This window comes from Sulfitobacter sp. G21635-S1 (assembly GCF_027213915.1).
Classification (GTDB): Bacteria; Pseudomonadota; Alphaproteobacteria; order Rhodobacterales; family Rhodobacteraceae; genus Sulfitobacter.
The window spans coordinates 85,239-111,982 of record NZ_JAPWGV010000008.1 but is presented as its reverse complement, the minus strand read 5'-3'; the positions used below and the strand labels follow the sequence as shown (position 1 = coordinate 111,982).

The 26,744-nt window shown below is 63.5% G+C and carries 26 protein-coding genes; 16 read left to right on the top strand and 10 right to left on the bottom strand.

Features of this window, described 5'->3' with window-relative positions:
* Positions 1-7: 7 nt before the first annotated feature.
* Together purH and O4H53_RS10295 are read right to left on the bottom strand one after the other, a co-directional pair.
* Entirely contained in the window at positions 8-1,594 is a 1,587-nt protein-coding gene (purH, locus tag O4H53_RS10300) for a bifunctional phosphoribosylaminoimidazolecarboxamide formyltransferase/IMP cyclohydrolase (RefSeq protein ID WP_269363530.1), read from the bottom strand.
* An 11-nt stretch (positions 1,595-1,605) separates the two neighbouring features.
* Positions 1,606-3,369 (bottom strand): heparinase II/III family protein, encoded by a 1,764-nt coding sequence (locus tag O4H53_RS10295; RefSeq protein WP_269363528.1) that lies wholly within the window; start codon positions 3,367-3,369, stop codon positions 1,606-1,608.
* Positions 3,370-3,622: 253 nt separating this feature from the next.
* Between O4H53_RS10295 and O4H53_RS10290 the strand changes: the two genes are divergently transcribed.
* Complete coding sequence (locus O4H53_RS10290) at positions 3,623-4,375, top strand: phosphate/phosphite/phosphonate ABC transporter substrate-binding protein (RefSeq protein ID WP_269363526.1); 753 nt, start codon at positions 3,623-3,625, stop codon at positions 4,373-4,375.
* Positions 4,376-4,651: 276 nt separating this feature from the next.
* On the opposite strand, the gene O4H53_RS10285 is transcribed toward O4H53_RS10290, so the two are convergent.
* Entirely contained in the window at positions 4,652-5,926 is a 1,275-nt protein-coding gene (locus O4H53_RS10285; protein WP_269363524.1) for an RsmB/NOP family class I SAM-dependent RNA methyltransferase, read from the bottom strand.
* 86 nt (positions 5,927-6,012) lie between these two features.
* On the opposite strand from O4H53_RS10285, the gene O4H53_RS10280 reads away from it, so the two are divergent.
* On the top strand, positions 6,013-6,294 hold the full coding sequence (locus O4H53_RS10280; RefSeq protein WP_443069598.1) for a DUF1674 domain-containing protein: 282 nt from the start codon (positions 6,013-6,015) through the stop codon (positions 6,292-6,294).
* A gap of 49 nt (positions 6,295-6,343) precedes the next feature.
* Here the strand turns inward: O4H53_RS10280 and O4H53_RS10275 are convergent, their stop codons facing one another.
* Positions 6,344-6,658, bottom strand: coding sequence for a dihydrodipicolinate reductase (locus O4H53_RS10275; RefSeq protein ID WP_269363523.1), 315 nt, complete (start codon positions 6,656-6,658; stop codon positions 6,344-6,346).
* A gap of 136 nt (positions 6,659-6,794) precedes the next feature.
* Positions 6,795-7,616: a 4-hydroxy-tetrahydrodipicolinate reductase gene (gene dapB / locus O4H53_RS10270; RefSeq protein WP_269363521.1), complete on the bottom strand. Its 822-nt coding sequence runs from the start codon at positions 7,614-7,616 to the stop codon at positions 6,795-6,797.
* An 81-nt stretch (positions 7,617-7,697) separates the two neighbouring features.
* Here dapB and rbfA point away from each other — a divergent pair, with 81 nt between their 5' ends.
* From rbfA to O4H53_RS10215, 11 genes are all read left to right on the top strand, one after another.
* On the top strand, positions 7,698-8,126 hold the full coding sequence (rbfA, locus tag O4H53_RS10265) for a 30S ribosome-binding factor RbfA (protein WP_269363519.1): 429 nt from the start codon (positions 7,698-7,700) through the stop codon (positions 8,124-8,126).
* On the top strand, positions 8,123-8,857 hold the full coding sequence (locus tag O4H53_RS10260; RefSeq protein ID WP_269363518.1) for a phosphodiester glycosidase family protein: 735 nt from the start codon (positions 8,123-8,125) through the stop codon (positions 8,855-8,857). The genes rbfA and O4H53_RS10260 overlap by 4 nt, the downstream gene beginning before the upstream one ends.
* Before the next feature lie 102 nt (positions 8,858-8,959).
* Positions 8,960-9,883, top strand: a complete 924-nt coding sequence (gene truB / locus O4H53_RS10255) for a tRNA pseudouridine(55) synthase TruB (RefSeq protein ID WP_269363516.1) — start codon at positions 8,960-8,962, stop codon at positions 9,881-9,883.
* Between the two features lie 20 nt (positions 9,884-9,903).
* Entirely contained in the window at positions 9,904-10,437 is a 534-nt protein-coding gene (locus tag O4H53_RS10250; RefSeq protein ID WP_269363514.1) for a DUF1643 domain-containing protein, read from the top strand.
* Positions 10,438-10,537: 100 nt separating this feature from the next.
* The gene (locus O4H53_RS10245) at positions 10,538-11,509 is read left to right on the top strand and encodes a calcium-binding protein (RefSeq protein WP_269363512.1); all 972 of its coding nucleotides are present in this window, start codon (positions 10,538-10,540) and stop codon (positions 11,507-11,509) included.
* A 178-nt stretch (positions 11,510-11,687) separates the two neighbouring features.
* Positions 11,688-11,957 (top strand): 30S ribosomal protein S15, encoded by a 270-nt coding sequence (gene rpsO, locus O4H53_RS10240; protein ID WP_269363510.1) that lies wholly within the window; start codon positions 11,688-11,690, stop codon positions 11,955-11,957.
* Between the two features lie 157 nt (positions 11,958-12,114).
* Positions 12,115-12,408 carry a Dabb family protein gene (locus O4H53_RS10235; RefSeq protein WP_269363630.1) on the top strand — a complete coding sequence of 98 codons (294 nt, stop codon included), beginning with the start codon at positions 12,115-12,117 and terminating at the stop codon, positions 12,406-12,408.
* 37 nt (positions 12,409-12,445) lie between these two features.
* Positions 12,446-13,567 carry an aminodeoxychorismate synthase component I gene (locus O4H53_RS10230; RefSeq protein ID WP_269363508.1) on the top strand — a complete coding sequence of 374 codons (1,122 nt, stop codon included), beginning with the start codon at positions 12,446-12,448 and terminating at the stop codon, positions 13,565-13,567.
* A gap of 231 nt (positions 13,568-13,798) precedes the next feature.
* Positions 13,799-15,934 (top strand): polyribonucleotide nucleotidyltransferase, encoded by a 2,136-nt coding sequence (gene pnp, locus O4H53_RS10225; RefSeq protein ID WP_269363507.1) that lies wholly within the window; start codon positions 13,799-13,801, stop codon positions 15,932-15,934.
* A 160-nt stretch (positions 15,935-16,094) separates the two neighbouring features.
* A complete protein-coding gene (locus O4H53_RS10220; RefSeq protein WP_269363505.1) occupies positions 16,095-16,655 on the top strand; it encodes a L,D-transpeptidase in 561 nt (186 codons plus the stop codon).
* A 282-nt stretch (positions 16,656-16,937) separates the two neighbouring features.
* Entirely contained in the window at positions 16,938-17,645 is a 708-nt protein-coding gene (locus tag O4H53_RS10215; RefSeq protein ID WP_269363504.1) for a glycosyltransferase family 25 protein, read from the top strand.
* Positions 17,646-17,666: 21 nt separating this feature from the next.
* On the opposite strand, the gene O4H53_RS10210 is transcribed toward O4H53_RS10215, so the two are convergent.
* Positions 17,667-18,077, bottom strand: coding sequence for a nuclear transport factor 2 family protein (locus tag O4H53_RS10210; RefSeq protein ID WP_269363503.1), 411 nt, complete (start codon positions 18,075-18,077; stop codon positions 17,667-17,669).
* Between the two features lie 58 nt (positions 18,078-18,135).
* Between O4H53_RS10210 and O4H53_RS10205 the strand changes: the two genes are divergently transcribed.
* The gene (locus O4H53_RS10205; RefSeq protein WP_269363501.1) at positions 18,136-18,783 is read left to right on the top strand and encodes a pseudouridine synthase; all 648 of its coding nucleotides are present in this window, start codon (positions 18,136-18,138) and stop codon (positions 18,781-18,783) included.
* A gap of 120 nt (positions 18,784-18,903) precedes the next feature.
* On the opposite strand, the gene O4H53_RS10200 is transcribed toward O4H53_RS10205, so the two are convergent.
* Entirely contained in the window at positions 18,904-19,746 is an 843-nt protein-coding gene (locus O4H53_RS10200) for an alpha-1,2-fucosyltransferase (protein ID WP_269363499.1), read from the bottom strand.
* Between the two features lie 76 nt (positions 19,747-19,822).
* Between O4H53_RS10200 and O4H53_RS10195 the strand changes: the two genes are divergently transcribed.
* Positions 19,823-20,488 (top strand): FkbM family methyltransferase, encoded by a 666-nt coding sequence (locus O4H53_RS10195; protein ID WP_269363497.1) that lies wholly within the window; start codon positions 19,823-19,825, stop codon positions 20,486-20,488.
* Positions 20,489-20,589: 101 nt separating this feature from the next.
* On the opposite strand, the gene O4H53_RS10190 is transcribed toward O4H53_RS10195, so the two are convergent.
* Positions 20,590-22,029, bottom strand: coding sequence for an aldehyde dehydrogenase family protein (locus tag O4H53_RS10190; RefSeq protein WP_269363495.1), 1,440 nt, complete (start codon positions 22,027-22,029; stop codon positions 20,590-20,592).
* Between the two features lie 157 nt (positions 22,030-22,186).
* Here O4H53_RS10190 and O4H53_RS10185 point away from each other — a divergent pair, with 157 nt between their 5' ends.
* Entirely contained in the window at positions 22,187-22,843 is a 657-nt protein-coding gene (locus tag O4H53_RS10185; RefSeq protein ID WP_269363493.1) for a peroxiredoxin, read from the top strand.
* A gap of 457 nt (positions 22,844-23,300) precedes the next feature.
* Here O4H53_RS10185 and rarD read toward each other — a convergent pair whose 3' ends face one another.
* Together rarD and O4H53_RS10175 are read right to left on the bottom strand one after the other, a co-directional pair.
* Positions 23,301-24,224, bottom strand: coding sequence for an EamA family transporter RarD (rarD, locus tag O4H53_RS10180; RefSeq protein WP_269363491.1), 924 nt, complete (start codon positions 24,222-24,224; stop codon positions 23,301-23,303).
* Between the two features lie 68 nt (positions 24,225-24,292).
* Positions 24,293-26,737 (bottom strand): GcvT family protein, encoded by a 2,445-nt coding sequence (locus O4H53_RS10175; protein ID WP_269363489.1) that lies wholly within the window; start codon positions 26,735-26,737, stop codon positions 24,293-24,295.
* Positions 26,738-26,744: the final 7 nt, after the last annotated feature.

The window sequence follows — 26,744 nt, the reverse complement described above, 5'->3', positions numbered from 1 at the left end:
CTCCGTCTCAGTGCCTGAAGTGGCGCATGCCGGTAAAGACCATGGCGAGCCCGGCTTCGTCTGCCGCGGCAATCACTTCGTCGTCGCGCATCGACCCGCCGGGCTGGATCAGGGCGGTTGCCCCGGCCTCGGCCGCCGTGATCAGACCGTCAGCGAAGGGAAAGAACGCATCCGAGGCCACGACCGAACCCTGTGTCAGCGGTGCGGAGAGGCCCATCGCCTCGGCCATGTCCTGGGCCTTGCGCGCGGCGATGCGGGTGCTGTCCACCCGGCTCATCTGGCCTGCGCCGACGCCCACGGTCGCGCCGTCCTTCACATAGATGATGGCGTTGGATTTGACGTGTTTTGCCACGGTCCAGGCAAAGAGCAGGTCGTTCAGTTCCTGCTCGGATGGCTGGCGTCTGGTCACCACCTTCAGGTCGTCGCGGGTGATCCGGCCCACGTCCTTGTCCTGCACCAGATAGCCGCCCGACACCTGCCGCACCGCCAGCGCCGCCGCGTCGCGCGGGGCAAGGCCCGAGGTGGTGAGCAGGCGCAGGTTCTTCTTCTTGCCGAAAATGCGCATGGCATCGGCATCGGCCCCGGGGGCGATGACCACTTCCGTGAAAATGCCGCTGATGGCTTCGGCGGTTTCACCGTCCAGCGGCTGGTTCAGCGCGATGATGCCGCCAAAGGCCGAGGTGCGGTCGCAGTCGAAGGCACGGGTATAGGCATCGACCATGGTCTTGCCCGTCGCCACGCCGCAGGGGTTGGCATGTTTGATGATGGCGCAGGCCGGGCCCTGTGCCGGGTCGAATTCGCTGACCAGTTCAAAGGCCGCGTCGGTGTCGTTGATGTTGTTGTAGCTCAGTTCCTTGCCCTGATGCTGCTGTGCCGTCGCCACGCCCGGACGGTCGGAGCCATCGGTATAGAAGGCGGCGTTCTGATGCGGGTTTTCGCCGTAGCGCAGGGTCTGGGCCAGGGTGCCGCCGAATGTCCGGCGGCGCGGCGTTTCGCCGATCTGCGCGGCCATCCAGGTGCTGACGGCGGTGTCATAGGCTGCCGTGCGGGCATAGGCGGTCTGCGCCAGGCGCTGCCGCAGGGCATAGGTGGTCTGGCCGTCATTGGCCTCAAGCTCTGCGATGAGGGCGGCGTAGTCTTCGGTATCCACGACGACATTGACGAAACCGTGGTTCTTGGCCGCAGAGCGGATCATGGCGGGACCGCCGATGTCGATGTTCTCGATCACCTCGTCATAGGCCGCGCCCTTGGCCACGGTTGCCTCGAAGGGGTAGAGGTTGACCACCACCAGGTCGATGCCGCCGATGTTGTGTTCGTTCATCGCCGCGACATGCGTGTCATTGTCGCGCAGCGCCAGCAGGCCGCCGTGCACAACCGGGTGCAGCGTCTTGACGCGGCCATCCATCATTTCGGGAAAGCCTGTCACCTCTGCCACGTCCCTGACCGTGAGCCCCGCGTCGCGCAGCGCCGATGCGGTGCCCCCCGTGGACAACAGCTCGACCCCCTGCGCGGCCAATGCCTGGCCAAGTTCGACCAGGCCGGTCTTGTCGGATACGGAAAGAAGGGCGCGTTTCACGGGGTAGAGATCAGGCATTTGGCAGGGTCCTATTGTTCGTCCGGTTCGGTGTTGTCAGCCAATGGGTCGTCCATCGAAAGATCACGGACGCCAATCGCAGTTTCCTGCGCCTTGGACAAGGACCACCTGACCCGGGTGGCATATGTAAATGCCATGCCGGACAGCACGATCTGCTGTGCAGCGCGGGGTTTGAGACGTGTGGTCTCAAGATAGGCACCCGGTTCCAGCGAGAGGTTATGCGTGCCGTCATGGCGGAACACCCAGATTTCACCGCTTTTCAGGGCCATCGACACCGCCGCGCCGCCGAGATCGAGCGTCGCGTCCACATCCGGGTGCAGATGGAAGCGGATGTCAAAGCGCAGGCCCTTGAGCCCGGCAAGGTCCAGCGCCTTGTCAAAGCGCCGTTTCTCGATGTCCTCCAGCGCCAGCAGCATGTCCTCGCCCGCGAGGCCCCGGCCATCCAGCGTCAGTTCCAGGGTGCGGGCAAGGGTCAGCCCATGCGAGCGCACATAGCCGTTGTGCCCGCCCTGAAAGCGGATGCCGTCTCCTGCGGAACTCATTTCAACCGGCACATGGGTCGGCCCGTCGATCAGGGCCTCGCGCCCGGTGTGGCGGTCCGGCTCGGACAGGCGGGCGCTGGAATATCCGCCGAGACAGAGCGCCGAATGCGACGGGGTCGCCCGCCCGGCACGGCGCCATTCCAGCCCGAAGGACGCCCCCGATCCGCAGTTGACCACCAGCGGGCGGCGGCCGGAGGTCAGTTCGAAGGCGAGGGTCGATGCATGGGCATTGCCGGAGGCGGCACCGCTGGGCGGGACAGCGGCGTCAATCACAACAGAGGTGCGCCCGCCCGACAGCCTTGCATAGCCCATCGACAGGCCCTCTGACGGAGAGGTCCGAACCCTGGCCGCGGCAAGGGCGTGGTCCAGCCAGCCCTCCAGCCCGCGCCCGCCGCCGTGGAACCGGGCCAGCCCGCCATCGGCGTGGCGCAGGGACCGCAGGGTGGGTGCAATTCGGGAAATCGCGGCCAGATGATCTTTGGGAGTACTGCGGCCCGCGTCGCTGAGCGCGGCGGCGGCCCATGTCAGCAGGGTGAAAACGGCAAGCAGCTCTTCCGGATTGCGGGTGGGCAACCCGCCTTCGGCGTCGATCTGGGTGCGGCATTCGCGCGCCAGGGCCTTGATCGCGGGGTCGGCCAGCGCTTCCTGACCTTCAAGTGCAAGGCCCGCATAGATCAGGCCGGTCAGCGCCTCGAACCTCGGCAGGCCGGGGGCGGCACCGTGCCAGCGGCGGGACAGGAACCGGGTCTGCTGTTCAAGCGAGCGGTAGAAGGCCCTGCTCTGATCGGATTCCTGCCCGCGCAGGCAGAACAGCGCGTGGTTGATCCAGCGGATCAGCCGCCTGCCGGTCAGGTCCGGTGTCCAGCCGGGACCGCGCCCCTTGCCGTAAAGTCCGATCCAGTCCCACAGCCAGCGCTGCGCGACCTGCCGCGCGGCACCGTCGCCCACGGCCGCCAGATCGTCGAGCCAGGCAAAGCCCTGCAGATCGGCGGCATAGGCCGCGTCCGGCACCTCAAGCTGCCACAGGGTGCGGTCCGGCGCGTTGATCAGGGTGCCCGCGAAAAGGTAATTGCCGGCGATCAGCTGCCGCCCACGGGCATAGGAGCCGATGGTGCGTGGTTCGGGCGAAGAGACAAACCCCTTGACTTGCGCAGGCGTGCGGGTTGCGGCACGGGCGTGCCACCGGTTGAGAAACCGCTCTTTCCGTGCGGTCAGGCCGGGGATGTTGAACATGATTTGCTGCCCTTGACGCTCTGCTGGCGTTTGCGGGAAGCATAGCGGCTGACCCGGCGGGTGTCACCGCTTTTTGGCAGGGCGTCGCGGGATCGGCGCGATAAAGCGTTTCGGGGAATGGTTGGAGCACAAGGATCGCAAATGTCCTGGGAACGCGAAACGTGGCAAGGTATTTGCGATTCAACATTTTCCCGAAACGCTCTTGGTCACAATTGGGCTGTTGCAGGGGCGGCGACGGGGTTAACCTGCCAACATGATCGCCAGCCTGATGATGTATGCCAGACCTGAAACCGATGCCGCGCTGGAGCGGTACTGGGCGCATATCCGCGCCGCACTGGCCGGGCGCGGGATTGACGCACCGGTCGCGCTGTCCAACAGCGCCGATGCCTTTGCGGTCTGGACCGACCCTGAACTGGTGCTGAGCCAGACCTGCGGCATGCCCTACCGGACGCAGCTGCATGACAAGGTGACCCTGGTCGGCACGCCGGATTTCGGCGTCACGGGGTGCCCGCCGGGGTATTACCGCAGTGCCATCGTGGTGCGCGCCGGGGATGACCGCGCTGCGCTGGCCGACTTTGCCAGTGCGAGGTTCATCTACAATCAGACCCTGTCGCAATCCGGCTTTGCCGCGATACATGCCGCTGCGCGCGCGGCAGGTTTCTGGTTTCAGGACCGCAGCCAGAGCCATGGGCATGTGAATTCCGCCAGGGCCGTGGCTGAGGGCCGTGCCGATATTGCGGCGCTTGACGCGGTGACCTGGCGGCTGATCCGGCAATTTGAACCCTGTGCAACGCAGTTGCGGGTGCTGGCGTGGACAGAGCCGACGCCCGGCCTGCCCTATATCACCGCGCGCGGCAGGGACGGTTCTGCCATATTCGATGCAGTGGCCGAGGCGATGGCGGCGCTGTCAGAGCCGGACCGCGCGGCGCTGGGGCTGAAAGGGATGGTTGCGATCCCTTCACGGGATTACCTGGCTGTTCCCAACCCGCCGCCTGCCGACGTTTGACGCCTGCTGCGGCGCGGTCGCCGCAATGGGTGTTTCCGGCCCGGGCGCTCCTCTTAACTTTCCGTAAATGATGACATGTCATTTTTGACATGTCATCATTTGCAGGGCGGTGTAGGGCAGAGCGTGTCGTCGCTCTCAGGGCGGTGTGGGCAAAGATTCACAGGGCGGCACAGACGGCCGATCCGGCGCGATCAGGCTGGCGCGGCCAGTCCGGATGTAGTCTGCGCATTTTGGGACGGGTTCGTCAGGACCGCAGCAGTTTTCCTTGATCCGCCATCAGCCGCCCTTGCGCAGGCAGACGATATAAAAACCATCCATCCCGCCCCGGTCCGCCCAGAAATCCGGGCGCAGCCGCAGGCCACCTTCCGAGGTGACCCAATCCGCTTCAACCCCCGGCACCATCAGCGCCTCGCGATCAACCACCATGTCGCCATGCCGTTCCAGCGCCTCGTCGACCTGGACCTCCCCCTCGTCGGGCAAGAGGCTGCAGGTGCAGAACACCAGCCGCCCGCCGGGTTTCAGCAGGGACCAGGCGTGGTCCAGCAGCTCCGCCTGCAATTCGATCAGATCGCCAAATTCCGATCCGTCCTTGGCATAGGGCAGATCCGGGTGCCGCCGCAGCGTGCCGGTGGCGGAACAGGGCGCATCCAGCAGAATCGCATCAAAGGAGCCGGTGACGGCGCGGGCGTCCCCGGTCTGCAGTTCGGCCTGCAATCCCGTGCGGGTCAGGTTTTCGCGCAGCCGCGCCATGCGGGTGGCAGAGGAATCGACGGCAGTTACCGCCGCGCCTGCGGCAGCCAGTTGCATGGTCTTGCCCCCCGGTGCCGCGCAGAGATCCAGCACCTGTTCGCCCGTTTTGGGCGCAAGGATGCGGACGGGCAGTGCCGCGACGGCATCCTGCACCCACCAGTCGCCCGCCGCGAATCCCGGCATGGCAGAGACCTGACCCGCTTCCGCCACCCGCACGGAACCTGTGGGCAACAGCACCCCACCGGTCGCCTCTGCCAGCAGCTGCGGATCGCCCTTGGCCGTCAGGTCGAGGGGGGCACCGGCGAAATGCGCCACTTCCATCGCGGCAATCGCCTCCGGGCCCCAGGCTTCGGTCAGCGGGCCACGCAGCCATTTCGGCAGCCGCGGCGCCCGCAGCGCGCCCCAGGCGTCAGGCCCTTCGGCGGCGATCTTGCGCAGGACGGCGTTGGTCAGCCCCTTGAGGTGGCTCAATGTCCGGTGTTGCGAGACGAGGGTCACCATGGCGTTCACCACCCCATGTGCCGCGCCGCCCTGGCAGAGTTCGACAGTGCCGACCCGCAGCACATTGCGCACCGTGAGGGGCGGAGATTTCTTGACATGCTTTTGCAGCAACCGGTCGGCGCGCTCCATGCCCCGCAGGGTTTCCTGGGCCAGCCGCTGGGCGCGGGCGCGGTCGTCGGGCGGCAGTTTGTCCAGCGCCCCCCCTGCGAGCAGTTCCGACATCAGGCGCGGTTCTTCCCCCAGGATCTGGTCCAGAAGATATACAGCGCTTCTGCGCGCCTGTACGCCTGTGTCTGCCATGCCGTCGCCTTTTCTGGTCGGGGGCCGGGGTTGCCCTGCCCATGAGGCGGCGTATATCAAAGGCGGCAGCCGCTCAAGAGGATCACATGACAGAGCCCGCCGACCTGCGGAACCCCACACCGGCCCCAAAGCCGATCCCGGACACGCCGAACGATCCGGTCCCGACACCGGGCCCCGATCTGCCGCCGCAACCGAATCCGGCCCCCAAACCCATTCCCCCCGCCGCCCAGCGCGCCCTGGACGAGGCCGCCGCACGCCGGAAGGCCGCCGAAGCACTGGATCTGCCGCCCGAGCTGGGTGGCAGGGAGGGCCCAGAGCCGGTCAGATATGGCGATTGGGAAAAAAAGGGCATCGCGGTGGATTTTTGAGGGTCGGGCTTTTCAAGGGCCAGACCATTCAAGGATCTGGCCCTGCCGCCTAGCGGAGGCTGAAGTCTGCTGATTCCCCGGTGCCACGGTCAGAGGTGATGCGGACATTCGCCCCGTCCACCTTCACTTCCTGACAATTGTAGCCAAGATCGTCGCCGCCCCATTCAAGGCTGCGGCACAGATATTCACCTTTCCACTGCCATTGACCGGTCACGGCCCAGGCCGCGCCCCTGCCGGCGATCTGGCCGTCCGGCAGCACCTGGATCTTGACCAGCGGCCGGGTCAGGGTCTTGCCGCCGACAAGCGCGATGAAATCGCTGCGGGTGGTGACTTTCTGGAAATCGGCAAATGCGGGAGCGGCCATTGTGACAAGGACCGCGGACAATGCAGGTGCAAAGGGTCTCATTTGTACTCTCCTCTTGGCATGATTTGGTACAACCACGCCGAAAGGCCAGGTGAAGTTTCACCCCCGATGAGAAGTCGCGCAGAAAGCCGCCGGTTCAGCGGGCGTCGTTCAGGCCCAGAACATCCAGCATGTCATATGCCCCCGGCGCTTTGCCAAGACCCCAAAGCGCTGCCTTGAGCGCGCCGCGGGCAAAGACGGAACGGTCGGATGCCACATGGCGCAGGATGATGCGTTCGCCTTCGGCGGCAAACATAACGTCATGTTCGCCCACGATGTCACCGCCCCGGATCGCGGCAAAGCCGATGTCGCCGCGCCGGCGCGCCCCGGTGATGCCGTCGCGCGCCCGGTCGGAGACCTCTGCCAGCTTCACGCCGCGCCCCTCTGCGGCGGCCTCGCCCAGCATAAGGGCCGTGCCGGAGGGCGCATCGACCTTCTTGTTGTGATGCGCCTCGACGATCTCGATGTCGTAATCGGCGTCCAGCGCCGCCGCGACGCGTTTGGTCAGCTGCGTCAACAGGTTGACCCCAAGGCTCATGTTGCCGGCCCGGACGATGACCGTCTTTTCCGCAGCGGGCGCAAGCTGCGCGATTTCGGCCTCGGTCATGCCGGTGGTGCCGATCACATGCACCGTGCCCGCCGCAGCGGCGATGGCCGAAAAGGCCAGTGTGGCGGCAGGCGCGGTAAAGTCGATCACCACATCGGCAGCCGAAATCGCCGCCTGTGCATCATCGCTGACCGTCACGCCGATGGCAGCACCGCCCATGGCCAGGCCGATGTCCTGTCCGACCCAGGCATGCCCGGGCCGTTCGATCGCGCCCACCAGCGCCAGCTTTTCTGACGCCTGCACCTGTGCGATCAACATCTGCCCCATGCGCCCGGACGCGCCGGTGATTGTGACCCCGGGAAGTTTTGCCATGATCTGCGCTCCTTTGCTCAGGCCGGTTTAGCCTGCATTCGCCGCCTTGGCAAAAGCCTTGCAACGTCTTAGATGGAGGGCATGTCCAGAAACAAGAGTCACGAGGGCGCAGGCCCGTCACAACGCCAATTGCGGGTCGGTGAAACCATTCGCCGGGCGCTGTCCGAGGTATTGGCGCGCGGCGATGTGCACGATACCGACCTCAACCGCATGTCGGTCACGGTGGGCGAGGTCAGAACCTCTCCCGATCTGAAGATTGCCACGGCCTATGTGCTGCCGCTGGGCGGCGAAGGTCAGGACGAGCTGATCAAGCTGCTGGCCCGCAACAAGGGCGAGCTGCGCAGGCAGGTGGCAAAAAAGCTGACGCTGAAGTTCGCCCCCGAACTGCGGTTTCGCCTGGACGAGACCTTTGACCAGATGGACGAGACCCGCCGCATGCTGAACCAGGAAGCGGTGCGCCGTGACGCCGATGCACCCGGCGATGCGCCCGGCCCGGACAGTGACGGATGAGATTGCTCCTGTGGCTTGGCCTGATGCTTGTGGCAGGCACTGCCCAGGCAACGGACTGCCGCAAGGAAAGCTATGGCGGGAATAAATATTCCATCTGCGAAGTGGACCTGACCAAAGAGCGGCTGGAGCTGTTCCTGACGGATGAGACCGGCAGCACCTACGGACATTTCGGAAACGTGGAAAAGGCCCTTGCTGCCAGGGGGCTTCACCTTGGCTTTGCAATGAATGCGGGCATGTACCACGAAAACCGCGCGCCGGTTGGCTATTACCTTGAGAATGGCCGCCAGCTGCAGGAGGTGATCAGCACCGATGGCCCCGGCAATTTCGGCCTGCTGCCGAACGGGATCTTCTGCATCCGCGACACCCGTGCCGACGTCATGGAAACAACCGCCTTTCTCAAGGCCAGGCCCGCCTGCCGGTCCGCGACCCAATCGGGTCCGATGCTGGTCATCGACGGCAAGCTGCATCCGCGTTTCCTGAAGAACAGCACGTCGCGCTATATCCGCAATGGCGTCGGCACCACGGCCGATGGCACGCGGGCAATCTTTGTGATTTCGGACAATACCGTCACCTTTCACGAATTCGGCACGTTTTTCCGGGACCGTCTGGGCCTGCCGAATGCGCTTTATTTCGATGGCAATGTATCGCGCCTGCGTGCGCCCGGTCTGGGCCGCGATGATGCGGGCTTTACCACGATCGGGCCCATCGTCGGCGTGGTCGAATCAGACTGAGCGTCTGTGCTGACGGGCGCCGCGGTGCCGGGGCGCAGATATCTGCTGGGCAGCGGTGGCGGCTGTCTGTATAGGCTCGCACGCGAAACAGAAGGGTGAGACATGGCGCGCAAACGCAAGGGCAGAGATATTTCCGGCTGGTTGGTCGTGGACAAACCGGCAGGTCCCACGTCGACCGCCGTTGTGAACAAGGTCCGCTGGGCGCTGGACGCAAGGAAGGCCGGGCACGCCGGTACGCTGGACCCGGAAGCCACGGGCGTGCTGGCGATTGCGCTGGGGGAAGCGACCAAGACGGTTCCCTATATTACCGACGCGCACAAGGCCTATGAGTTCACCGTCCGGCTGGGCATCGCCACGAACACAGATGACGCCGAGGGCGAAGAGCTGGGCAGATCCGATCTGCGCCCCGATGACGAGGCGATCAAGGCGGCGCTGGCGGATTTTATAGGCGACATCCAACAGGTGCCGCCGCAGTTTTCCGCCGTCAAGATCGACGGGCAACGCGCCTACAAGCGCGCGCGGGACGGGGAAGAGATGGAACTGGCGGCGCGGCCCCTGTTTGTGGAAAGCCTGTTGCTGACCGACCGGCCCGATGCCGATCATGTCACGCTAGAGATGGTTTGCGGCAAGGGCGGATACGTGCGGTCGATTGCCCGTGACCTGGGGCAGAAACTGGGCTGTCTTGGCCATGTCCGCAATCTGCGCCGGATCTGGTCCGGGCCCTTTGATGTGGCGGACGGTCTGTCCCTGGACCAGGTTACCGAAATGGCGCGCACGCCGGAACTGGACCAGCACCTGCAACCGCTTGAGATCGGGCTGGACGACCTGCCCGAGGTCAAGGCCACCGCCGAGGGGGCCACCCGGCTGCGCAATGGCAATCCCGGCATGGTAGTCGCGTCAGGCGTCGAATACGGCGATGAATGCTGGGCCTCTTTCGAGGGTCGGGCGGTTGCCGTGGGCCGGTTCAAGGCGGGCGAGCTGCACCCCTCGCGGGTGTTCAACCTGTCGCAGGACGGCGATGCGTAGGGCAGGTTGACCCAGCAGGCATGATCACCCGCAGCCATACCAAGGGCGACGCCCCCTCCACCGCGGTCTATTCCGACTGCGAGGCCTATCGCTACAGCCTGACGCGGGTCTGGGATGCGGCGGCCCTGAAGGTGATGTTCGTGATGCTGAACCCCTCCACGGCAACCGAAGTGCAGAACGATCCGACGGTGGAGCGCTGCGAGCGGCGCGCGCGGCACCTGGGCTATGGCGGGTTTCGGGTGACCAACATCTTTGCCTGGCGCGCCACCGACCCGCGGGACATGCGCGCGGCGGATGATCCGGTGGGGCCGGAAAACGATTCGGTGCTGGCCGAGGGCATGGTCTGGGCCGATCATGTCATCGCGGCATGGGGTGTCCACGGGGCACATCTGGACCGGGGACCGCAGGTGGCACGGATGCTTGGCGCCGGTACCGCGCCCCTGTTCCACCTGGGCCTGTCCAAGGCCGGGCACCCGCGCCATCCGCTCTACCTGCCCTATGCCCGGCAACCCGAGGAATGGCGTTGGAGTGCCGGGGCGATAGCGTCGCATTAACCAACTTTCCGGTTTGCTTTTGACCCGCTGGCCGTTCTCCCGGATGATCTCAGGGGGGTGGTGCGCGTTGCACCATCCCCTGATTTGATGGTGTGTACCGATGATGTTTCTTGCGGGTTTGATGGGTTTGATGGCGGTCAGCGCCGTTGTTTACGTGGACATCGGCGCCCGGGATTCCGATACCGACGAGGATATCCTGTCGGAGACAGGTGGGAACGATATCCTTTCGCAGACAGGTGGAGACGATATCCTGTCCGGAACGGAGGGTGCCGATACGCTGATCGGCGGCGATGGCGGCGACCAGATCGGCGGATACGGCGGCGACGATATCCTCGACGGGGGCGCAGGCAATGACGATCTGCACGGCGCGGGCGGTAACGACACGCTGGAGGGGGGCATCGGCGATGACACCCTGCATGGCGAAGACGGCGATGACGACCTTTTCGGCGGCGCTGCGGATGACCAGCTTGCCGGACACAACGATGATGACGTGATCCATGGCAACGCAGGCAATGACAGCCTGCAAGGCTCTGCCGGCGATGACCGGCTGTTCGGCGGGGCGGGTGACGATGCGCTGATGGGGGGCCTGGATGACGATGCCCTGCATGGCGGTGCGGGCAGTGATACCCTGTTTGGCGGCTGGGGCGACGACACGCTCTCGGGCATTGCGGATGGCACCCCGGCACCGGGAACCGGCGACAGCGATGACGGCGACTATCTGAACGGTGGCGGCGGTGATGACCTGATTATCGCCGGTCAGGGCGATATCGTCACTGCCGGAGAGGGGGCGGACCAGATCGTTCTGGGCGACTGGATCGGAAGCGGCGGGCCGGCGGAGGTGCTGGATTTCGAACCGCAGGAGGATTCCCTGCTGTTTGTCTGGGACGACAGCGGTGACGGGGCAGAGGAACCGCAGATTTCCGTGGTCCGGAACCCGGAGGATGAAAGCCAGCTTCAGATCGTCATGGGCAGCCAGGTGATGGCGACATTGCAGGGCAACAGCCTGCTGGAGGCCGCCGATATCTCGCTGATCCCGCTGAGCACCGCGCAGGGTCTGGGGTTCCTTGATTAGGGACGGACAGCCCCAACACAGCAGCCAGCGAATAACCCTTTGCCAAAGCCCGGGGATTTTCATATACGCCCCCATCGGCCCCGAATCTGATTCAGGGTCGAATTCTCCATGGGCCTGTGCTGGACGACATCCCGGCCTGCGCCATTCCGATTAACCCTTTCTCAAGAAGGAGCCCCCGATGTCGATTACTGCAGAAGAAAAGACACGCCTGATCAAGGAATTCGGTACTTCGGAAGGCGACACAGGTTCGCCCGAAGTACAGGTTGCCGTGCTCAGCTCGCGTATTGCAACGCTGACAGAGCACTTCAAGACCCACAAGAAAGACAACCACGGCCGCCGTGGTCTGCTCAAGATGGTGGCAACACGCCGCAAACTTCTGGACTATGTCAAAAGCAAGGATGAGGCCCGTTATCAGGACCTGATCCAACGTCTGGGCCTGCGCCGCTAAGCCTGACCGCTTTACAAAAAGACTAGGCCGCGCTCTGGAAGCAGGGGGCGGCTTTTTCATGTCTGGCAGGCATTCTCAATCGCGGCATTGATCAGACCGATTGAATATGATTAGCACCCCGGATGCGATCCGCACTAGACCACATGCAGGCCCAAAAATGACATCCAGACCAGCGATCCGCCACATCGTTTTCTTCAGCGCAAAAGAAAAATCGGATATTCCCGCCATCGTGGCCGGGCTAAAAATGCTTGGCGATATTCCCCATAGTCAGTTTTTTGAGGTCCGGGAGAACATCCAGAACGACGCATTGTCCGGCGAGGTGGACGTCATTGTCTATGCCGAGTTCGAAAGCGTCGAAAAGCTGACGGCCTATAAAGCGGACCCGATCTACCAGGAATCGATCAGGGTTGTCAGACCGCTTCGCGATATGCGCATTGCCGCCGACTTTTGACCCAATTGCGGTTCAGCACCTGCATCAAAGATAACAAATGAAAACCGCACGCGTTGTCTTTGACCACGGCCCACTTCCGGACGGCACCCTGTTTGCCGCGCCCCGTCACATCATCATCGCAGACCAGCCATCAGACGTGCCCGCGGCACTGGCCGCGCTTGAGGATGCGCAGGCCGGGGGCCATTGGCTCGCGGGCTACGCCACTTATGAACTGGGCTATCTTTTGTCGCCAAAACTGCGGGATTTCCTGCCAACCCGCCGCAAAACGCCGCTTTTGCAATTCGGGGTTTTCGATGCGCCACAGCCAAGCCGGTTAGCAGCGGCAAAGGCCCCTGCGACGCTGAGCATCCCGGCACCGGACTGGCAGCGCGACGACTATGTCGCGGCCTTCGACAAGGTGCATGATTTCATCTGCCGGGGTGACATTTATCAGGCCAATCTGACTTTTCCGATGACCGCGCAGCGGACCGGCACGGTTGACGGGCTCTACGCGGCTTTGCGCGCGAAACAAGCGGCGCCATTTGGCGCATTGGTTGATCTGGGCGGTCCTGTCCTGCTGTCGCGTTCTCCGGAGCTTTTCTTTCATCTTGATCCACGCGGGAAAATGACCGCCCGCCCGATGAAAGGCACGGCACCGCGCGGCGCATCGCAGGACGCGGACGAAAAGCAGAAGGACTGGCTTCGGTCCTCAGAGAAAAACCAGGCCGAAAACCTGATGATCGTCGACCTTCTGCGCAATGACATGAGCCGTATTTCGCAAATTGGCACTGTAGAAGTGCCCAGGCTTTTTGCCATCGAAACCTATCAGACGCTGCACCAGATGACCTCTACCATCACCGCGCAGATCAGATCCGGCACAACCATATCGGAAATTTTCGAAGCGCTGTTTCCCTGTGGTTCCATCACGGGCGCACCAAAAATCCGCGCGATGCAGATACTTGCCACGCTCGAACCGAAGGCGCGGGATGCCTATTGCGGTGCCATCGGGTGGATCGCCCCGGATGGTGCGATGTCTTTTGGCGTCGCAATCCGCACGTTGATCTGTGGCCCCGACAATCGCGTCACGCTGAATGTTGGCGGCGGGGTCGTCTATGACAGCACCGCAGATGACGAATACGCCGAAGCCTTGCTGAAGGCACGCTTTGCCGTGCTCGGATAGGCTCCGTAGACGGAGTCCAGCGCATTGATCCGAAGCGCGGAGCGAACTTCAGATTCTGTCCGGGTGGCCAGAACTCATTGATCCAATGCCTTCCCATCCCCTTTGAAACACTGTATGCCCGCGCAATCTGAAAGCCGGCGCCCGGACTCCAGCGCCTGATAAAGAAGATACCGGAGTCAGAGGGAATGCGCCCTCTATGCAAAGGCCCGCGGGCCAACACAGGAAACGTAGATGTTTAACGTAACGACGAAATCAATGCAGTGGGGCGAAGAAACGCTCACACTCGAAACAGGAAAAGTGGCCCGTCAGGCGGATGGGTCGGTGATTGCCACACTGGGCGAAACCAGCGTGATGGCCAACGTGACATATGCACGTCAGCAAAAACCCGGTCAGGATTTCTTTCCTTTGACCGTCCACTACCAGGAAAAATACTATGCCGCCGGCAAGGTGCCGGGTGGCTTCTTCAAGCGCGAAGCGCGCCCGACCGAAAAAGAAACGCTGACAGCGCGCCTGATCGACCGTCCGATCCGCCCGCTTTTCGTCCCCGGGTTCAAGAACGAAGTGCTGGTGATGTGCACCGTGCTGAGCCACGATCTGGTCAATGATCCCGATATGGTCGCAATGATCGCGGCCTCTGCCGCGCTGACCATTTCCGGCGCGCCCTTCATGGGTCCGATCGCCGGTTGCCGCGTCGGTTTCGAGGATGGCGAATACATCCTGAACCCCACTGTGGACGACATGCAGGACCTGCGCCTGAACCCCGAACAGCGCCTCGACCTGGTGGTTGCCGGGACCAAGGATGCGGTCATGATGGTCGAATCCGAAGCCTATGAGCTGTCCGAAGAGGAAATGCTTGGTGCGGTGAAATTTGCCCATGACAGCATTCAGCCGGTGATCGACCTGATCATCGACCTGGCAGAAGAATCGGCGAAAGAGCCCTTCGACTTCCAGCCGGTCGATTATTCCGAGCTGTCGGCAGCCGTGAAGAAAGCGGGCGAGAAAGACATGCGCGCCGCCTTTGCCATCGCCGACAAGCAGGAGCGGACAGCCGCCGTTTCAGCGGCCCGCGACAAGATCAAGGAAAGCCTGAGCGAAGAGCAGCTTGAGGATCCCAACCTGGGTTCCGCACTGAAAAAGCTCGAAGCCTCCATCCTGCGCGGCGATGTGGTCAAGACCGGCAAGCGTATCGACGGCCGCAAGACCGACGAGATCCGCGACATCGTGGCCGAGACAGGCATCCTGCCCCGGACCCACGGTTCGGCGCTGTTCACCCGGGGTGAAACCCAAGGTCTGGTCGTGACCACGCTGGGCACCGGCGATGACGAACAATTCATCGACGCGCTGCACGGCAACTTCAAATCCAACTTCCTGCTGCACTACAACTTCCCCCCCTATTCGGTTGGTGAAGTTGGTCGCGTCGCAGGCCCGGGCCGTCGCGAGATTGGCCATGGCAAGCTGGCATGGCGTGCGTTGCAGGCGGTTCTGCCCGCGGCAACGGATTTCCCCTACACCATCCGCGTTGTCTCGGAGATCACTGAATCCAACGGTTCATCCTCCATGGCTTCCGTCTGCGGTGGCTCCCTGTCCATGATGGATGCAGGCGTGCCGCTGAAATCGGCGGTGGCCGGCGTGGCCATGGGTCTGATCCTGGAAGAAGACGGATCCTATGCGATCCTCTCCGACATCCTGGGTGACGAAGACCACCTTGGCGACATGGACTTCAAGGTGGCCGGGACCGAAGCGGGCATCACCTCGCTTCAGATGGACATCAAGATTGCGGGCATCACGCCCGAGATCATGGAGAAAGCCCTCGCGCAGGCGAAAGAAGGCCGTATCCACATCCTGGGCGAAATGAACAAGGCACTGTCAGGTGCGGCGGACTTCTCCGTTCACGCACCGCGCATCGAAACCATGCAGATCCCGACGGACAAAATCCGTGAGGTCATTGGTTCCGGCGGCAAGGTCATCCGCGAGATCGTGGAAGTGTCGGGCGCCAAGGTCGACATCAACGACGAAGGCATCATCAAGATCGCAAGCCCCAACGGCGACGCGATCAAGAAAGCCTACGACATGATCCACTCCATCGTCGCAGAGCCGGAAGAAGGCGCGGTCTACACCGGTACGGTCGTCAAGATCGTGGACTTCGGTGCTTTCGTGAACTTCTTTGGTAAGCGCGATGGCCTGGTGCATGTGTCCCAGATCGAGAACCGCCGCCTGAACCATCCGTCGGATGTGCTGAAGGAAGGCCAGGAAGTGAAAGTGAAACTTCTGGGCTTTGACGACCGCGGCAAGGTGCGCTTGTCGATGAAGGTTGTCGATCAGGAAACCGGCGAAGAAGTGAAGAAAGAGGAAAAGGTCGAGGATTGATCCTCGGCTCCTTTCCGGACCCATCTGGGCTCCCGCGCGCTGCGCGGGGGCCTTTTGCTTTGGGCCGGGGCGCGGCACCAGGTCGGGATTTCCGCAATTGCCCTCCGGCGCGGGCGGGTTATGTTGAGCCCAAACAGCTGTCGCGCCTGAGGAGACCCGGATGCCATTGATGAACCGCCGCACCCTTTTGATCACCGGTGCTGCCGCACTGGTCGCCACGCCCGCAATCTCCGCAACCGGGGAATATCAGATACCGGACCACCAGAAGGCCAGGATCGTGCGTATCCGGGACGGCTTTGCACCCGGTGAAATTCATGTCGATCCGGGGCAATTCGCGCTCTACTGGACATTGGAGGGGGGCAAGGCCGTCCGCTATCCGGTGGGGATCGGCAAGGAGGGGCGCTATTATTCCGGCACCTTCCGGGTGGGACGCAAGGCAGAATGGCCGCGCTGGACGCCGACCAAGAACATGATCCGCCGGGAGCCGCATATCTATGCCAAACACGCCGCCGGGATGCCGGGTGGCGGGCCCAACCCGCTGGGGGCGCGTGCGCTTTATCTCTACAAGGGCAACCGGGATTCCCTGCTGCGCATTCATGGCACGCCGCAGCCGGAAAACGTCGGCCGCGCCGTGTCGAACGGCTGCGTGCGCATGATCAACGCCCATGTCATCGACCTGGCCAACCGCGTGCCGAATGGTGCCCGCGTTGTCCTGCACTAGTATTGCGGAAACGAAATATGCATCATTTCCTCCTGCGCCCGGATCGCTTGCGATCCGGTTCGCACCCGACCCCGCCCCCCAGGGCGGGTGCGAAATTCCGACCTCGCAAGATGCTGAGAAGTATGGAAAAATGGAAATGCCTCGCAAAATGGAAGGCCGCCCTCGGGGTCGGGTGCGAACCTGCCGTTGAGAGTGGCATTCAATGAGCCGAACTTTGATTCCGGGTGACTAGGTCGTGTTGACATTCATTTTCACCCACCCGCGCAAGACAGGGCCTGACAGATGCGATCCCTGATCATCCATATGCCCGGACCGGGCGCGCGGGCAGAGAATGTCGCGCGGCTCATGGGCGTCCTGCCGGGGGCCGAGGTCATGCCCGCGGTTAACGGCCAGGAGGCGCTACAAAGCGGCGCGGCGGATGTGCTGGACGGCAACTGCCACGCCCCGCCCTATCCTTTTGCCATGGGCCCGGGCGAGGTGGGCTGTTTCCTGAGCCACCGCAAATGCTGGCAGGAGATCGCAGTGGGGCCGGACCCCTTTGTCCTGATCGCCGAGGATGATCTGGTGATTGACCCGGCACCCTGGGACAGGGCCATGGCCCTTGTGGCGGCACATGCGGGTGTGGAGAGCTTTATCCGCCTGCCCGCAAAGGACCGCGAACACAGGCAGGTCGTGCTGGCCGAGGATGGCGGTGCCGCGCTGTTTCTGCCCCGTGTGATCGGGCTGCAGACCGTCTGTCAGGTTGTCGGCAGGGGAGCGGCACGGCGGTTGCTGGCGGCGACGGAACGGCAGGACCGTCCGGTGGATACAACGCTGCAGATGCATTGGGTCACCGGCCAGCCGATACATACGATCTGGCCAAGCGGCGTGGGCGAAATGCCGGGCGCTTCGACCATCCAGAAGAAGACCCGCGCCAGCGGCAAGCTGATGCGGGAAATCAGACGCGCGATCTATCGGACACGGATCAGGGCGAGACCGCAGCAGGGCTGACAGCAGCGCCGCAAGGCCGCGTCACGACAGCGCATCCTTGAATTTGAGAAACGCAGGATCCTGCATCACGCGGGCGTTCATCGCGTCGCGCAGCGCACCGATGGATTTATGCGGTCGCATGACCACTTCGAAATGGGCAATCAACCCGTCATCGCCCAGCGTGATCAGATCGACACCCACGGCGTCAAACTCGCCGATCTTGCACTGAAACTCCAGCGCCCAGTCGTTGCCCGCGCCCATCACCCGGCGATAGCGGAAATCGCTGAACACCTGCCCGACATGGCCCAGCACCGCCGCAACAGCGTCGCGGCCCGTCCAGGTCTTCCAATAGGTGGGGGGAAGGAAAGTCACATCAGCCGCCAGAATCGGCGCGATCGCAGTATGGTCGCCCGAGGCGACGACAGATTGCATTTTTTCGATGGTGGGGTGCATGGGGGCCTCATTTGCGCTGGTGGCTTGAAAACCCACCCTACATCTGAGACGGGAAGGGATGGAAACGGAATATGACCCGCCGCAGGATCCGCTGGTGATCCTGCATGAAGATGCCGAAGTGCTGCTGGTGGACAAACCCAGCGGCCTGCTCAGCGTGCCGGGCAAGGGCCCGCATCTGGCCGACTGCCTGCTGACCCGCGTTCAGCAGGTCTTCCCCGGGGCGCTGCTGGTGCACCGGCTGGACCGGGATACATCCGGTGTGATGATCTTTGCCATGACACCCTATGCGCAGCGGCACCTTGGCCTGCAATTCGAAAAGCGGATGACGCGCAAGACCTATGTCGCGCGGGTCTGGGGCGTGCCGGCGGAACCTGCCGGCACCATCGACCTGCCGCTGATCGTCGATTGGCCGAACCGCCCGCTGCAAAAGGTCTGCCATGACACCGGCAAACCCGCGCAGACAGACTGGAAACGGATCAAGGATGAGGGCGACACCGCCCGTGTGCGGATGTTCCCCAGAACCGGGCGCAGCCACCAGTTGCGGGTCCATATGCTGAGCATCGGGCATCCGATCCTGGGTGACCCGTTTTATGCCACGGGTCCGGCACGGGATTATCCCCGGCTGATGCTGCATTCGGAGGAACTGCGGTTCAATCATCCGCAGGGCGGGCGGTCGACGAAAATAAGGTCGAAAGCGCCTTTCTAGGTCGTGTTGACATTCAGTGTCGCGCGGGTGGGCGACAATGAATGTCAACACGACCTAGGGGCGGCGGGGAGCCGAATTTTTCGAAAAATTCGGACCGGAGTTTTTGAAAACTCCGGGGCGTCAGCCGATGGCAATCCAATCCTCGGGCAGGATGTCAGGGTTGCGCTGGTGGTCATTGGCAAACCAGCGGGCCGGGGCGGCCACGCGGCGGCCCTCATGGGCATTCAGCCATGCGGACCACCAGCTGAAGGTGGAATTGGCGATCACATTGTGCTGGCACAGCGACATCAGCCGCATGTCCTCATGGGCGGTCTCGCGCCCGTTCAGGTCCACCACCACCTTGTCGAAGGGCACTGCCAGGTTGTCGCGCGCCCAGCCCGGATCATCGGAAAAGACAAAGACTGTCGCTGCCTCCGGCAACCCCTGTGTCACCGCGGCCAGCGCCGCGTCGTAATAGGCCTGATCACAGACCGCCGTTGCCCCCAGCGCCACGTAATCGCCGCGCCGCACATGCAGCGCTACCGAGGGCCCCGCCGCGATCTGCCGGGCCATGTCGGCGTTCTCGGGCGACATGGGCGGCACCATCGTGAAGACATTGCGCAGGTGGTCCCTGATCCCGGCAAAGTACTTTTCGCTCTGCCAATACCCGTGCAGATAGCTTTCATCGCCCCAGTCTTCGAAAGCCGGATCATAGCCCAGCCCCTTTTCCCGGCGCAGGCGGGGTGACCGGCCCAGAAGCCGCCAGATGGCATAGGCCAGCCGCCTGCGGTCCTGATCGGGGGGCAGTTGCGCGGGGGCGACCACCGGCAGGTCGAAAATCTCGGTCAGGTTGCCCTGCCCCTTGGCCGCCGCCCGGCGCGGGTCGAGCGCCACCGGCACCCCCAGACGCGCCGCCAGCTGCGCGGCGGCCGCATATTGGAACATCTGGTTGCCGAGGAATCCGTGCAGGCGGGTATAGATCATGGTTACCTTTCACCATTGCTTCCCAGCTTTCTATGATAAAGATTGCGCCCTGCGCCAGATGCAAAGGAACCGCCGCATGTCGATCTCAAGCGAGTTGCACAAGATGTGGAAACTGGCCACCAACCCCGAGTTTCGCGCCTACAAGCGCATGGTCCGGGAATTCTACGCCGTGCATGGGCGCGGCACGCCTGAACGTTACGACGGGATGAAACCCGGCGATACCGTGCTGGACGTCGGCGGATACAAGGGCGACTGGGCACAGCGGATGACCGCGCTTTACGGTGTGAAGGTCCATTGTTTCGAACCCCACCCGAGGTTCATCCGCCACCTGCAGGATCGTTTTGCAGGACGCAAGGATGTCACCGTCGAAGGCTATGCCATGGGGGCTTCCGCCGGGGTGCTGGACCTCTCCGACGATGAAAACGCATCCTCCGCACTGGTCGCCTCCGGCAACCCGGTGCAGGGCGAGGTGCGCCCGGTGGCAGAGGTCTTTGACGCGCTGGGGCTGGACCGCGTGGCCTGCATCAAGATGAACATCGAGGGCGGGGAATACGATCTGCTGCCCGCCCTGATCGACACCGGCCTGATGGCACGGGTGGACAGGCTGACCGTGCAGTTCCACCGCTATTCACCCGCGCAGGACGGTGAAAGAGACGCCATCCGCGAGGGTCTGGCACGGACCCACGAATGCGTCTGGGCATATCCCTTCCTCTGGGAAGAATGGAAGCGCAAAGCAGGCTGAACCGGCGTCCCCCGGCGGCGCTGCGCCTCAGGCAGTCATGGGCGTGAAAGGAAAAGGGCCACCCGAAGGCGGCCCTGTCCGATCGCCCGTCGTGGCACTGCCTATTCGGCAGCCCAGCCCGAGACGGCCTTGATCTCGGTGAAATCCTCGATCCCGTAGATGCCGCCTTCGCGGCCGTTGCCGGAGCGTTTCATCCCGCCGAAGGGGGAACCCGCCGCGCGGCCCTGGCCGTTCATCTCGACCATGCCGGACCGCAACCGGCGTGCCAGCCTGTTGCGGCGCGTGCCATCGGAGCTCTGGACATAGTTGGTCAGCCCATAGACCGTGTCATTGGCGATCTCGACGGCCTGTTCCTCGGTGTCGAATTTCATGATCGACAGGACCGGGCCAAAGATTTCCTCACGCGCGATGGTCATGTCGGGCGTGACATCGGCAAAGACCGTCGGTTTGACAAAGAAGCCGCGGTTCAGCCCGTCCGGCCGGCCTGTGCCACCGGCGACCAGACGCGCGCCCTCGTCGATGCCCTTCTGGATCAGGTCCTGGATCTTGTTGAACTGCACCTCGTTCACCACCGGGCCGATGTGCCGGCCTTCTTCGGATGCCGGGCCAACGGTGATCTTGCTGGCAACTTCACCGGCTTCTTCCACGGTCTTGTCATAGATGCTCGCCTCGACCAGCATCCGGCTGGGCGCGTTGCAGGACTGGCCGGTGTTCTGCATCATGTGCATCACACCGCGTTTGACGGCCTTTTCATCCGCATCTGCAAAGATGATATTGGCACCCTTGCCACCCAGTTCCAGGTGGACTTTCTTGAGCGTGTCTGCCGCATTCTTGGAAATCGCGGTGCCCGCGCGGGTCGAACCGGTGAAGCTCACCATGTCCACATCCTCGTGCGCCGAAAGCTGGCTGCCGACGCCGACGCCGTCACCGTTGACCAGGTTGAAGACGCCTTTGGGGAAACCGGCCTCATGCATCAGCTCGGCAAAGATCATCGCATCAATCGGGCTTTCCTCGGAGGGTTTCAGCACCATGGTGCAGCCCGCGACCACGGCGGCGCCGACTTTCAGGGTGATCTGGTTCATCGGCCAGTTCCAGGGCGTGATCAGCGCGGCCACGCCGACCGCCTCGCGGATGATGCGGTCATTCGGGGCGTGATCGCCCAGCGGCGCCTCGAAGTGGAACTCCTTTGCGGCCTTGATGAAGTTGCTCAGGTGCCAGGTGCCTGCGCCGACCTGACTGGCCCGCGACATCTCGATGGGCGCGCCCATTTCGGTGCTCATGGCCTTTGCAAGGTCTTCGGCGCGGGTCTTGTAGACCTCCAGCAGCTTTTCCAGCAGGGCGATGCGTTCGGCCGGCGATGTGGCCATCCAGCCCGGCAGGGCAGCCTTTGCAGCGGCGACGGCCTTGTCGGTGTCTTCCTGACCACCCAGCGAGATCACCGCGCAGGGTTCTTCGGTGGACGGATCGATAACGGCGTAATCATTGGCCTTGGCGGGGGCGACCCATTGACCGTTGATATAGAACTCACGTTTCTCCAGCATTGGAAAACTCCTCGTTGTTATGACGGGGCAGAGCACTGGCCCTGTCCGGTTTGGCGCCACTTTGTCAGGGCGCGCGGGGTGCTGCAAGAGAGGGGATGGAATGTCGCGGATTAATCCTTACGTTATGGAAAAGTAGAAGACAGACCCGGAGGACAACATGGGCTTGCGCATTAACGACACGATTCCCGATCTGACCGTCGAAACCGATCAGGGCAGCATCTCTCTGCACGATTTTGTCGGTGACAACTGGATGATCCTGTTTTCCCACCCCAAGGATTTCACCCCCGTCTGCACCACCGAATTCGGTGCCGTGGCCCAATTGGCCGACGAATGGGAGAAACGCGGCACCAAGGTGCTGGGGGTCAGCGTCGACGGGGTCGAGGACCACAAGAAATGGAAGGGCGACATCGAGAAGGTCGCCGGGGCAAAGGCGGGCTTCCCGATCATTGCGGATGACGGGCTTGCGGTGTCCAAGGCTTTCGACATGCTGCCTGCCGAAGCCTATCTGCCCGATGGCCGCACCCCGGCGGACAGCGCCACGGTGCGCTCTGTCTTTATCATCGGGCCGGACAAGAAGCTGAAACTCTCGATGACCTATCCGATGACCGTGGGGCGCAACTTTGCCGAAGTGCTGCGCGCGCTGGACGGGCTGCAGACCTCCACCGGGCAGGGTGTTGCCACACCGGCGAACTGGAATGTGGGCGATGACGTGATCATCCCTGCCACCGTGTCCGACGCCGACGCCAAGGCCCGGTTCGGTGAATTCACCACCGTTCTGCCTTACCTGAGGACCGCCAAGCTGCCCAACGCCTGACCGGGTTCTTGATCACCGGAACGACGAACTTCTTTGACAGGATGCAGCGGGTTCTCTGCATCCTGTCAAAGGGTCGCGCCACGCGACATTGACACTGTCTTCTCGCATTTCTGACCCAGACCGGACTTTGACGCGAGGTGTGGGTCAAGGTCCGGCGATGCGGACGAAGCTTCCGTGCCATTGGTGCGGTGCATACCACCAAGCGCCTCCGCCCGGCGCAAGCCGGGCATCGCCCGACCTCCCCCAGGAGGGCGATTTTGCACGCTCTACCAAGCCATGACCGGCTCGCGGGTTGCGACGCTACGCACCTCACATATGTTTGAAACGCCCTCCAGGTCGGGCGATACCCGGCTTGCGCTTCACGACAGGTTGGCCTCCCTCCCGCCCGTCGCCGCGATCTGCGCGAAGGTCCGAGTATGCAGCAAAAACCTGAACCGGCCCTGACCCCTGCCACCGGTCAGCCCGCTTTCGCCGCCCGCATCTGCCGCAGCATGGCGGTGGAATAGATCACCAGCGCGAGCCAGATCATCGGAAAGGCAATCGCGCGGGCGCGGCCAAAGGGTTCTTCGAACACCAGCACGGCACAGAGAAAGATCATCGTCGGCGCGATATATTGCAGGATGCCGATGGTGGACAGCCGCAACAGCTTGGCCCCGTTGGCATAGATCATCAGCGGCACCGCCGTGATGACCCCGCAGCCAAGCAGCAGCCAGAAATCGCGCCCCCCGTCGAAATGGAAATGCGCTTCGCCCGTGGTGGCGAGGTAGCCCAGGTATCCCGCTGCCGGGACGATCAGGATCAGCACCTCCAGCAGAAAACCCTGATTGGGACCGATGGGCAGGCTCTTCTTGCACAGGGCATAAAAACCCCAGGAGATCGTCAGCCCCAATGCGGCCCAGGGCATCCGCCCCGCATCGACCGCCAGCACCAGCACCGCGCAGGCGGCAAGGGCAATGGCCACCATCTGCGCGGCGTTCAGACGTTCGCCCAAGAGCACCGCCGCCAGGAAGATGCTGAACAGCGGGTTGATGTAATACCCCAGCGCCGCATCCAGTGCATGGCCCGAGTTGATGGCCCAGACATAGATGCCCCAGTTGATCGAGATCAGGGCCGCCGTCACGCAGCCCATGCCCAGCATCCGGGGCGACCTCAGCGCCTCGCGCAGCGCGTCGGTGCGGCGCAGGACGATCAGCACGGCGGCGGCAATCGGCAATGACCACAACACCCGATGCGCCACGATCTCTGCCGCCGGGATATGTGACAGCAGTTTCATGTAAAGCGGCAGAAACCCCCACAGACCATAGGCTGTAATGGCAAAGACAAGGCCCAGGGGCGTGTCTTCGTTTGTGGCGGGGGGCGGCAGGCTGTCGGGGTTGCGCATCGGTAACGGTCCTTTGCTCCAAGGGGTAGGCAACCTGCCGGGCAGAGGGAAGGCTAATTTTGTACCCGTTACATTTTCGCGCGCGCAGCCGCCGGGTCATACATCGGCTTCAGCGATGCCTCCGCCCTGACCCGGGTGCCCGCCACGTCGATCTCATAGGTGGAGGCCAGCAGATCAGCCGGTGTTTCACCGGCACAGGGAACATAGCCCATGCCCATCGCGCCGCCCAGCGCGTGGCCATAGGCGCCGGAACTCAGGAAACCGACGATCTTGCCGTCCCGCAGCACCGGCTCATTGTGGTAAAGCAGCGGTTCGGGGTCGGTCAGGCGGAATTGCATCATCCGCCGGTCCAGCCCCGCCTCGCGCTTGCGCAGCACGGCGTCGCGGCCGATGAAACCTGGCTTGTCGGTTTTCACGGCAAAGCCCAGTCCCGCCTCCAGCACATGATCCTCGGATGTGATGTCATGTCCAAAGTGGCGGAACCCCTTTTCGATCCGGCAACTGTCCATCATATGCATGCCGCAGAGGCACAGGCCCATCGGTTGTCCCGCCGCGTGCAACGTCTCGAAAACATGGGCGGCCATGTCGGCGCTGACATAGATTTCCCAGCCCAGCTCGCCCACATAGCTCACCCGGTGCACCCGGGCGCGCCCCATGCCAATTTCAATCTCCTGGGCGGTGCCAAAGGGGTTCACCACGTTGGAAAAGTCGTTCGGTGATACCGCCTGCATCAGGTCACGCGCACGCGGGCCCATCACGGCAAGCACCCCCTCGCCCGCCGTCACATCGGTGATCACCACGTTGAAATCGCCCTGATGGCGGCGCATCCATGTTTCATCCGCCAGCCGTGTCGCGGCGGGGGTCACCACCAGATAGGCGCTTTCCGACAGGCGGGTGGCGGTCACATCCGCCTCGATCCCGCCCCTTGGGTTCAGGAACTGGGTATAGACGATCCGGCCCGCCGGCACGTCAAACTGACCGCCGCCGATGTGGTTGAGGAAGGCCGTGGCATCGCGCCCCTCGACCCGGATCTTGCCGAAGGAGGACATGTCGTACATGCCGAGATTCCCGCGCACCGCCATATGTTCGGCAGCCACGTTGTCAAAGAAGTTCTGCCGCTTCCAGCTGTAGCGATAGGTGCGGTCCTGCCCCGGTTCGGCGAACCAGTTGGCGCGCTCCCAGCCGGCCAGTTCGCCCATGACCGCGCCGCACGCCAGCAGATGGGCATGAAACGGGGTCCGCCGCACGCCGCGCGCGGTAGCCTTTTGCCGGTAGGGGTAGTGATCGGCATATAGCAGGCCCAGCGTTTCGGTGGACCGTTCTGCCAGGTAACGGCGGTTGCCCTGAAACGGCTGCATCCGGCTGATATCGACATCACCGAGGTCGAAGGGTTTTTCGCCCGCGTCCATCCATTGCGCCAGGGCCATGCCCGCACCGCCCGCCGACTGGATCCCGATGGAGTTGAACCCCGCAGCGACCCAGACATTGTCCATCTCCGGCGCAAGGCCAAGGTGATAGGCGTCGTCGGGGGTAAAACTTTCCGGCCCGTTGAAAAACGTATGTATCCCCGCCTCCGCCAGCATCGGCATGCGGTTCACCGCCGCTTCGAGGATCGGCTCGAAATGGTCGAAATCCTCGGGCAGCTGGTCAAACTCGAAATCCGCCGGGATGCCGTCCAGCGCCCAGGGTTTGGCTGTGGGTTCAAAGGCACCCAGCAGGATCTTGCCCGCGTCTTCCTTGTAATAGGCGCATTCGTCCGGCACCCGCAGCACAGGCAGCTGGGTGAGGCCCGCAATCGCCTCCGTCACGATGTAGAAATGTTCGCAGGCCTGCAGCGGGACGTTCACGCCCAGCATCTGCCCCACCTCGCGGCCCCACATGCCGGCGCAGTTCACGACCATCTCGCAGGCGATATGCCCGCTGTCGCCGTCCTGCGCCCAATCGACACCGGTGATGCGGCGGCCCTGCCGGGTCACGCCGATGGCGCGGGTCCGCTCGAAGATCTGCCCGCCGCGCTGCCGCGCCCCCTTTGCCAGGGCCAGCGCGATATTGGCCGGGTCGCCCTGCCCGTCCTTGTCGAGGTATACCGCCCCCGTGACGTCCCCGATGTTGAGGTGCGGATATTTCTGCTTCACCTCCGCCGCGCTGATCTCCTCCACGTCCACGCCAAAGGCGCGGGCCATGGCCGCCTGACGGTAGATTTCCTCGCGGCGCTCACCGGTCAGGGCGACGGTGATGGAACCGCAGCGCTTGAACCCCGTGGCAACACCGGTTTCCTCCTGCAGGCTGCCGTAAAGCTCCTGCGAATATTTCGCGAGCTTTGTCATATTGGCACTGGCGCGCAGCTGGGCGATCAGCCCCGCCGCGTGCCAGGTGGTGCCCGAGGTGAGCTGCTTGCGCTCCAGCAGCACCACGTCCTGCCACCCCAGCTTGGTCAGGTGGTAGGCGACAGAGCAGCCGATAACGCCGCCCCCGATTATGACGACGCGGGCGTGGCGGGGTATGGCGTTCATATCAGGC

Excerpts from the sequence above, each read along its gene's own strand:
- O4H53_RS10295 (WP_269363528.1), bottom strand. The coding sequence starts at position 3,369 with ATGTTCAACATCCCCGGCCTGACCGCACGGAAAGAGCGGTTTCTCAAC.
- O4H53_RS10260 (WP_269363518.1), top strand. The coding sequence starts at position 8,123 with ATGAGATTGCTCCTGTGGCTTGGCCTGATGCTTGTGGCAGGCACTGCC.
- O4H53_RS10190 (WP_269363495.1), bottom strand. The coding sequence starts at position 22,029 with ATGCTGGAGAAACGTGAGTTCTATATCAACGGTCAATGGGTCGCCCCC.
- O4H53_RS10175 (WP_269363489.1), bottom strand. The coding sequence starts at position 26,737 with ATGAACGCCATACCCCGCCACGCCCGCGTCGTCATAATCGGGGGCGGC.
- O4H53_RS10200 (WP_269363499.1), bottom strand. The coding sequence starts at position 19,746 with ATGATCTATACCCGCCTGCACGGATTCCTCGGCAACCAGATGTTCCAA.
- O4H53_RS10185 (WP_269363493.1), top strand. The coding sequence starts at position 22,187 with ATGGGCTTGCGCATTAACGACACGATTCCCGATCTGACCGTCGAAACC.
- O4H53_RS10235 (WP_269363630.1), top strand. The coding sequence starts at position 12,115 with ATGACATCCAGACCAGCGATCCGCCACATCGTTTTCTTCAGCGCAAAA.
- O4H53_RS10290 (WP_269363526.1), top strand. The coding sequence starts at position 3,623 with ATGATCGCCAGCCTGATGATGTATGCCAGACCTGAAACCGATGCCGCG.
- pnp (WP_269363507.1), top strand. The coding sequence starts at position 13,799 with ATGTTTAACGTAACGACGAAATCAATGCAGTGGGGCGAAGAAACGCTC.
- O4H53_RS10215 (WP_269363504.1), top strand. The coding sequence starts at position 16,938 with ATGCGATCCCTGATCATCCATATGCCCGGACCGGGCGCGCGGGCAGAG.
- O4H53_RS10280 (WP_443069598.1), top strand. The coding sequence starts at position 6,013 with ATGACAGAGCCCGCCGACCTGCGGAACCCCACACCGGCCCCAAAGCCG.
- O4H53_RS10285 (WP_269363524.1), bottom strand. The coding sequence starts at position 5,926 with ATGGCAGACACAGGCGTACAGGCGCGCAGAAGCGCTGTATATCTTCTG.
- purH (WP_269363530.1), bottom strand. The coding sequence starts at position 1,594 with ATGCCTGATCTCTACCCCGTGAAACGCGCCCTTCTTTCCGTATCCGAC.
- dapB (WP_269363521.1), bottom strand. The coding sequence starts at position 7,616 with ATGGCAAAACTTCCCGGGGTCACAATCACCGGCGCGTCCGGGCGCATG.
- O4H53_RS10275 (WP_269363523.1), bottom strand. The coding sequence starts at position 6,658 with ATGGCCGCTCCCGCATTTGCCGATTTCCAGAAAGTCACCACCCGCAGC.
- O4H53_RS10195 (WP_269363497.1), top strand. The coding sequence starts at position 19,823 with ATGTCGATCTCAAGCGAGTTGCACAAGATGTGGAAACTGGCCACCAAC.
- O4H53_RS10210 (WP_269363503.1), bottom strand. The coding sequence starts at position 18,077 with ATGCACCCCACCATCGAAAAAATGCAATCTGTCGTCGCCTCGGGCGAC.
- O4H53_RS10220 (WP_269363505.1), top strand. The coding sequence starts at position 16,095 with ATGCCATTGATGAACCGCCGCACCCTTTTGATCACCGGTGCTGCCGCA.
- O4H53_RS10205 (WP_269363501.1), top strand. The coding sequence starts at position 18,136 with ATGGAAACGGAATATGACCCGCCGCAGGATCCGCTGGTGATCCTGCAT.
- truB (WP_269363516.1), top strand. The coding sequence starts at position 8,960 with ATGGCGCGCAAACGCAAGGGCAGAGATATTTCCGGCTGGTTGGTCGTG.
- rbfA (WP_269363519.1), top strand. The coding sequence starts at position 7,698 with ATGTCCAGAAACAAGAGTCACGAGGGCGCAGGCCCGTCACAACGCCAA.
- O4H53_RS10250 (WP_269363514.1), top strand. The coding sequence starts at position 9,904 with ATGATCACCCGCAGCCATACCAAGGGCGACGCCCCCTCCACCGCGGTC.
- rpsO (WP_269363510.1), top strand. The coding sequence starts at position 11,688 with ATGTCGATTACTGCAGAAGAAAAGACACGCCTGATCAAGGAATTCGGT.
- O4H53_RS10230 (WP_269363508.1), top strand. The coding sequence starts at position 12,446 with ATGAAAACCGCACGCGTTGTCTTTGACCACGGCCCACTTCCGGACGGC.
- rarD (WP_269363491.1), bottom strand. The coding sequence starts at position 24,224 with ATGCGCAACCCCGACAGCCTGCCGCCCCCCGCCACAAACGAAGACACG.
- O4H53_RS10245 (WP_269363512.1), top strand. The coding sequence starts at position 10,538 with ATGATGTTTCTTGCGGGTTTGATGGGTTTGATGGCGGTCAGCGCCGTT.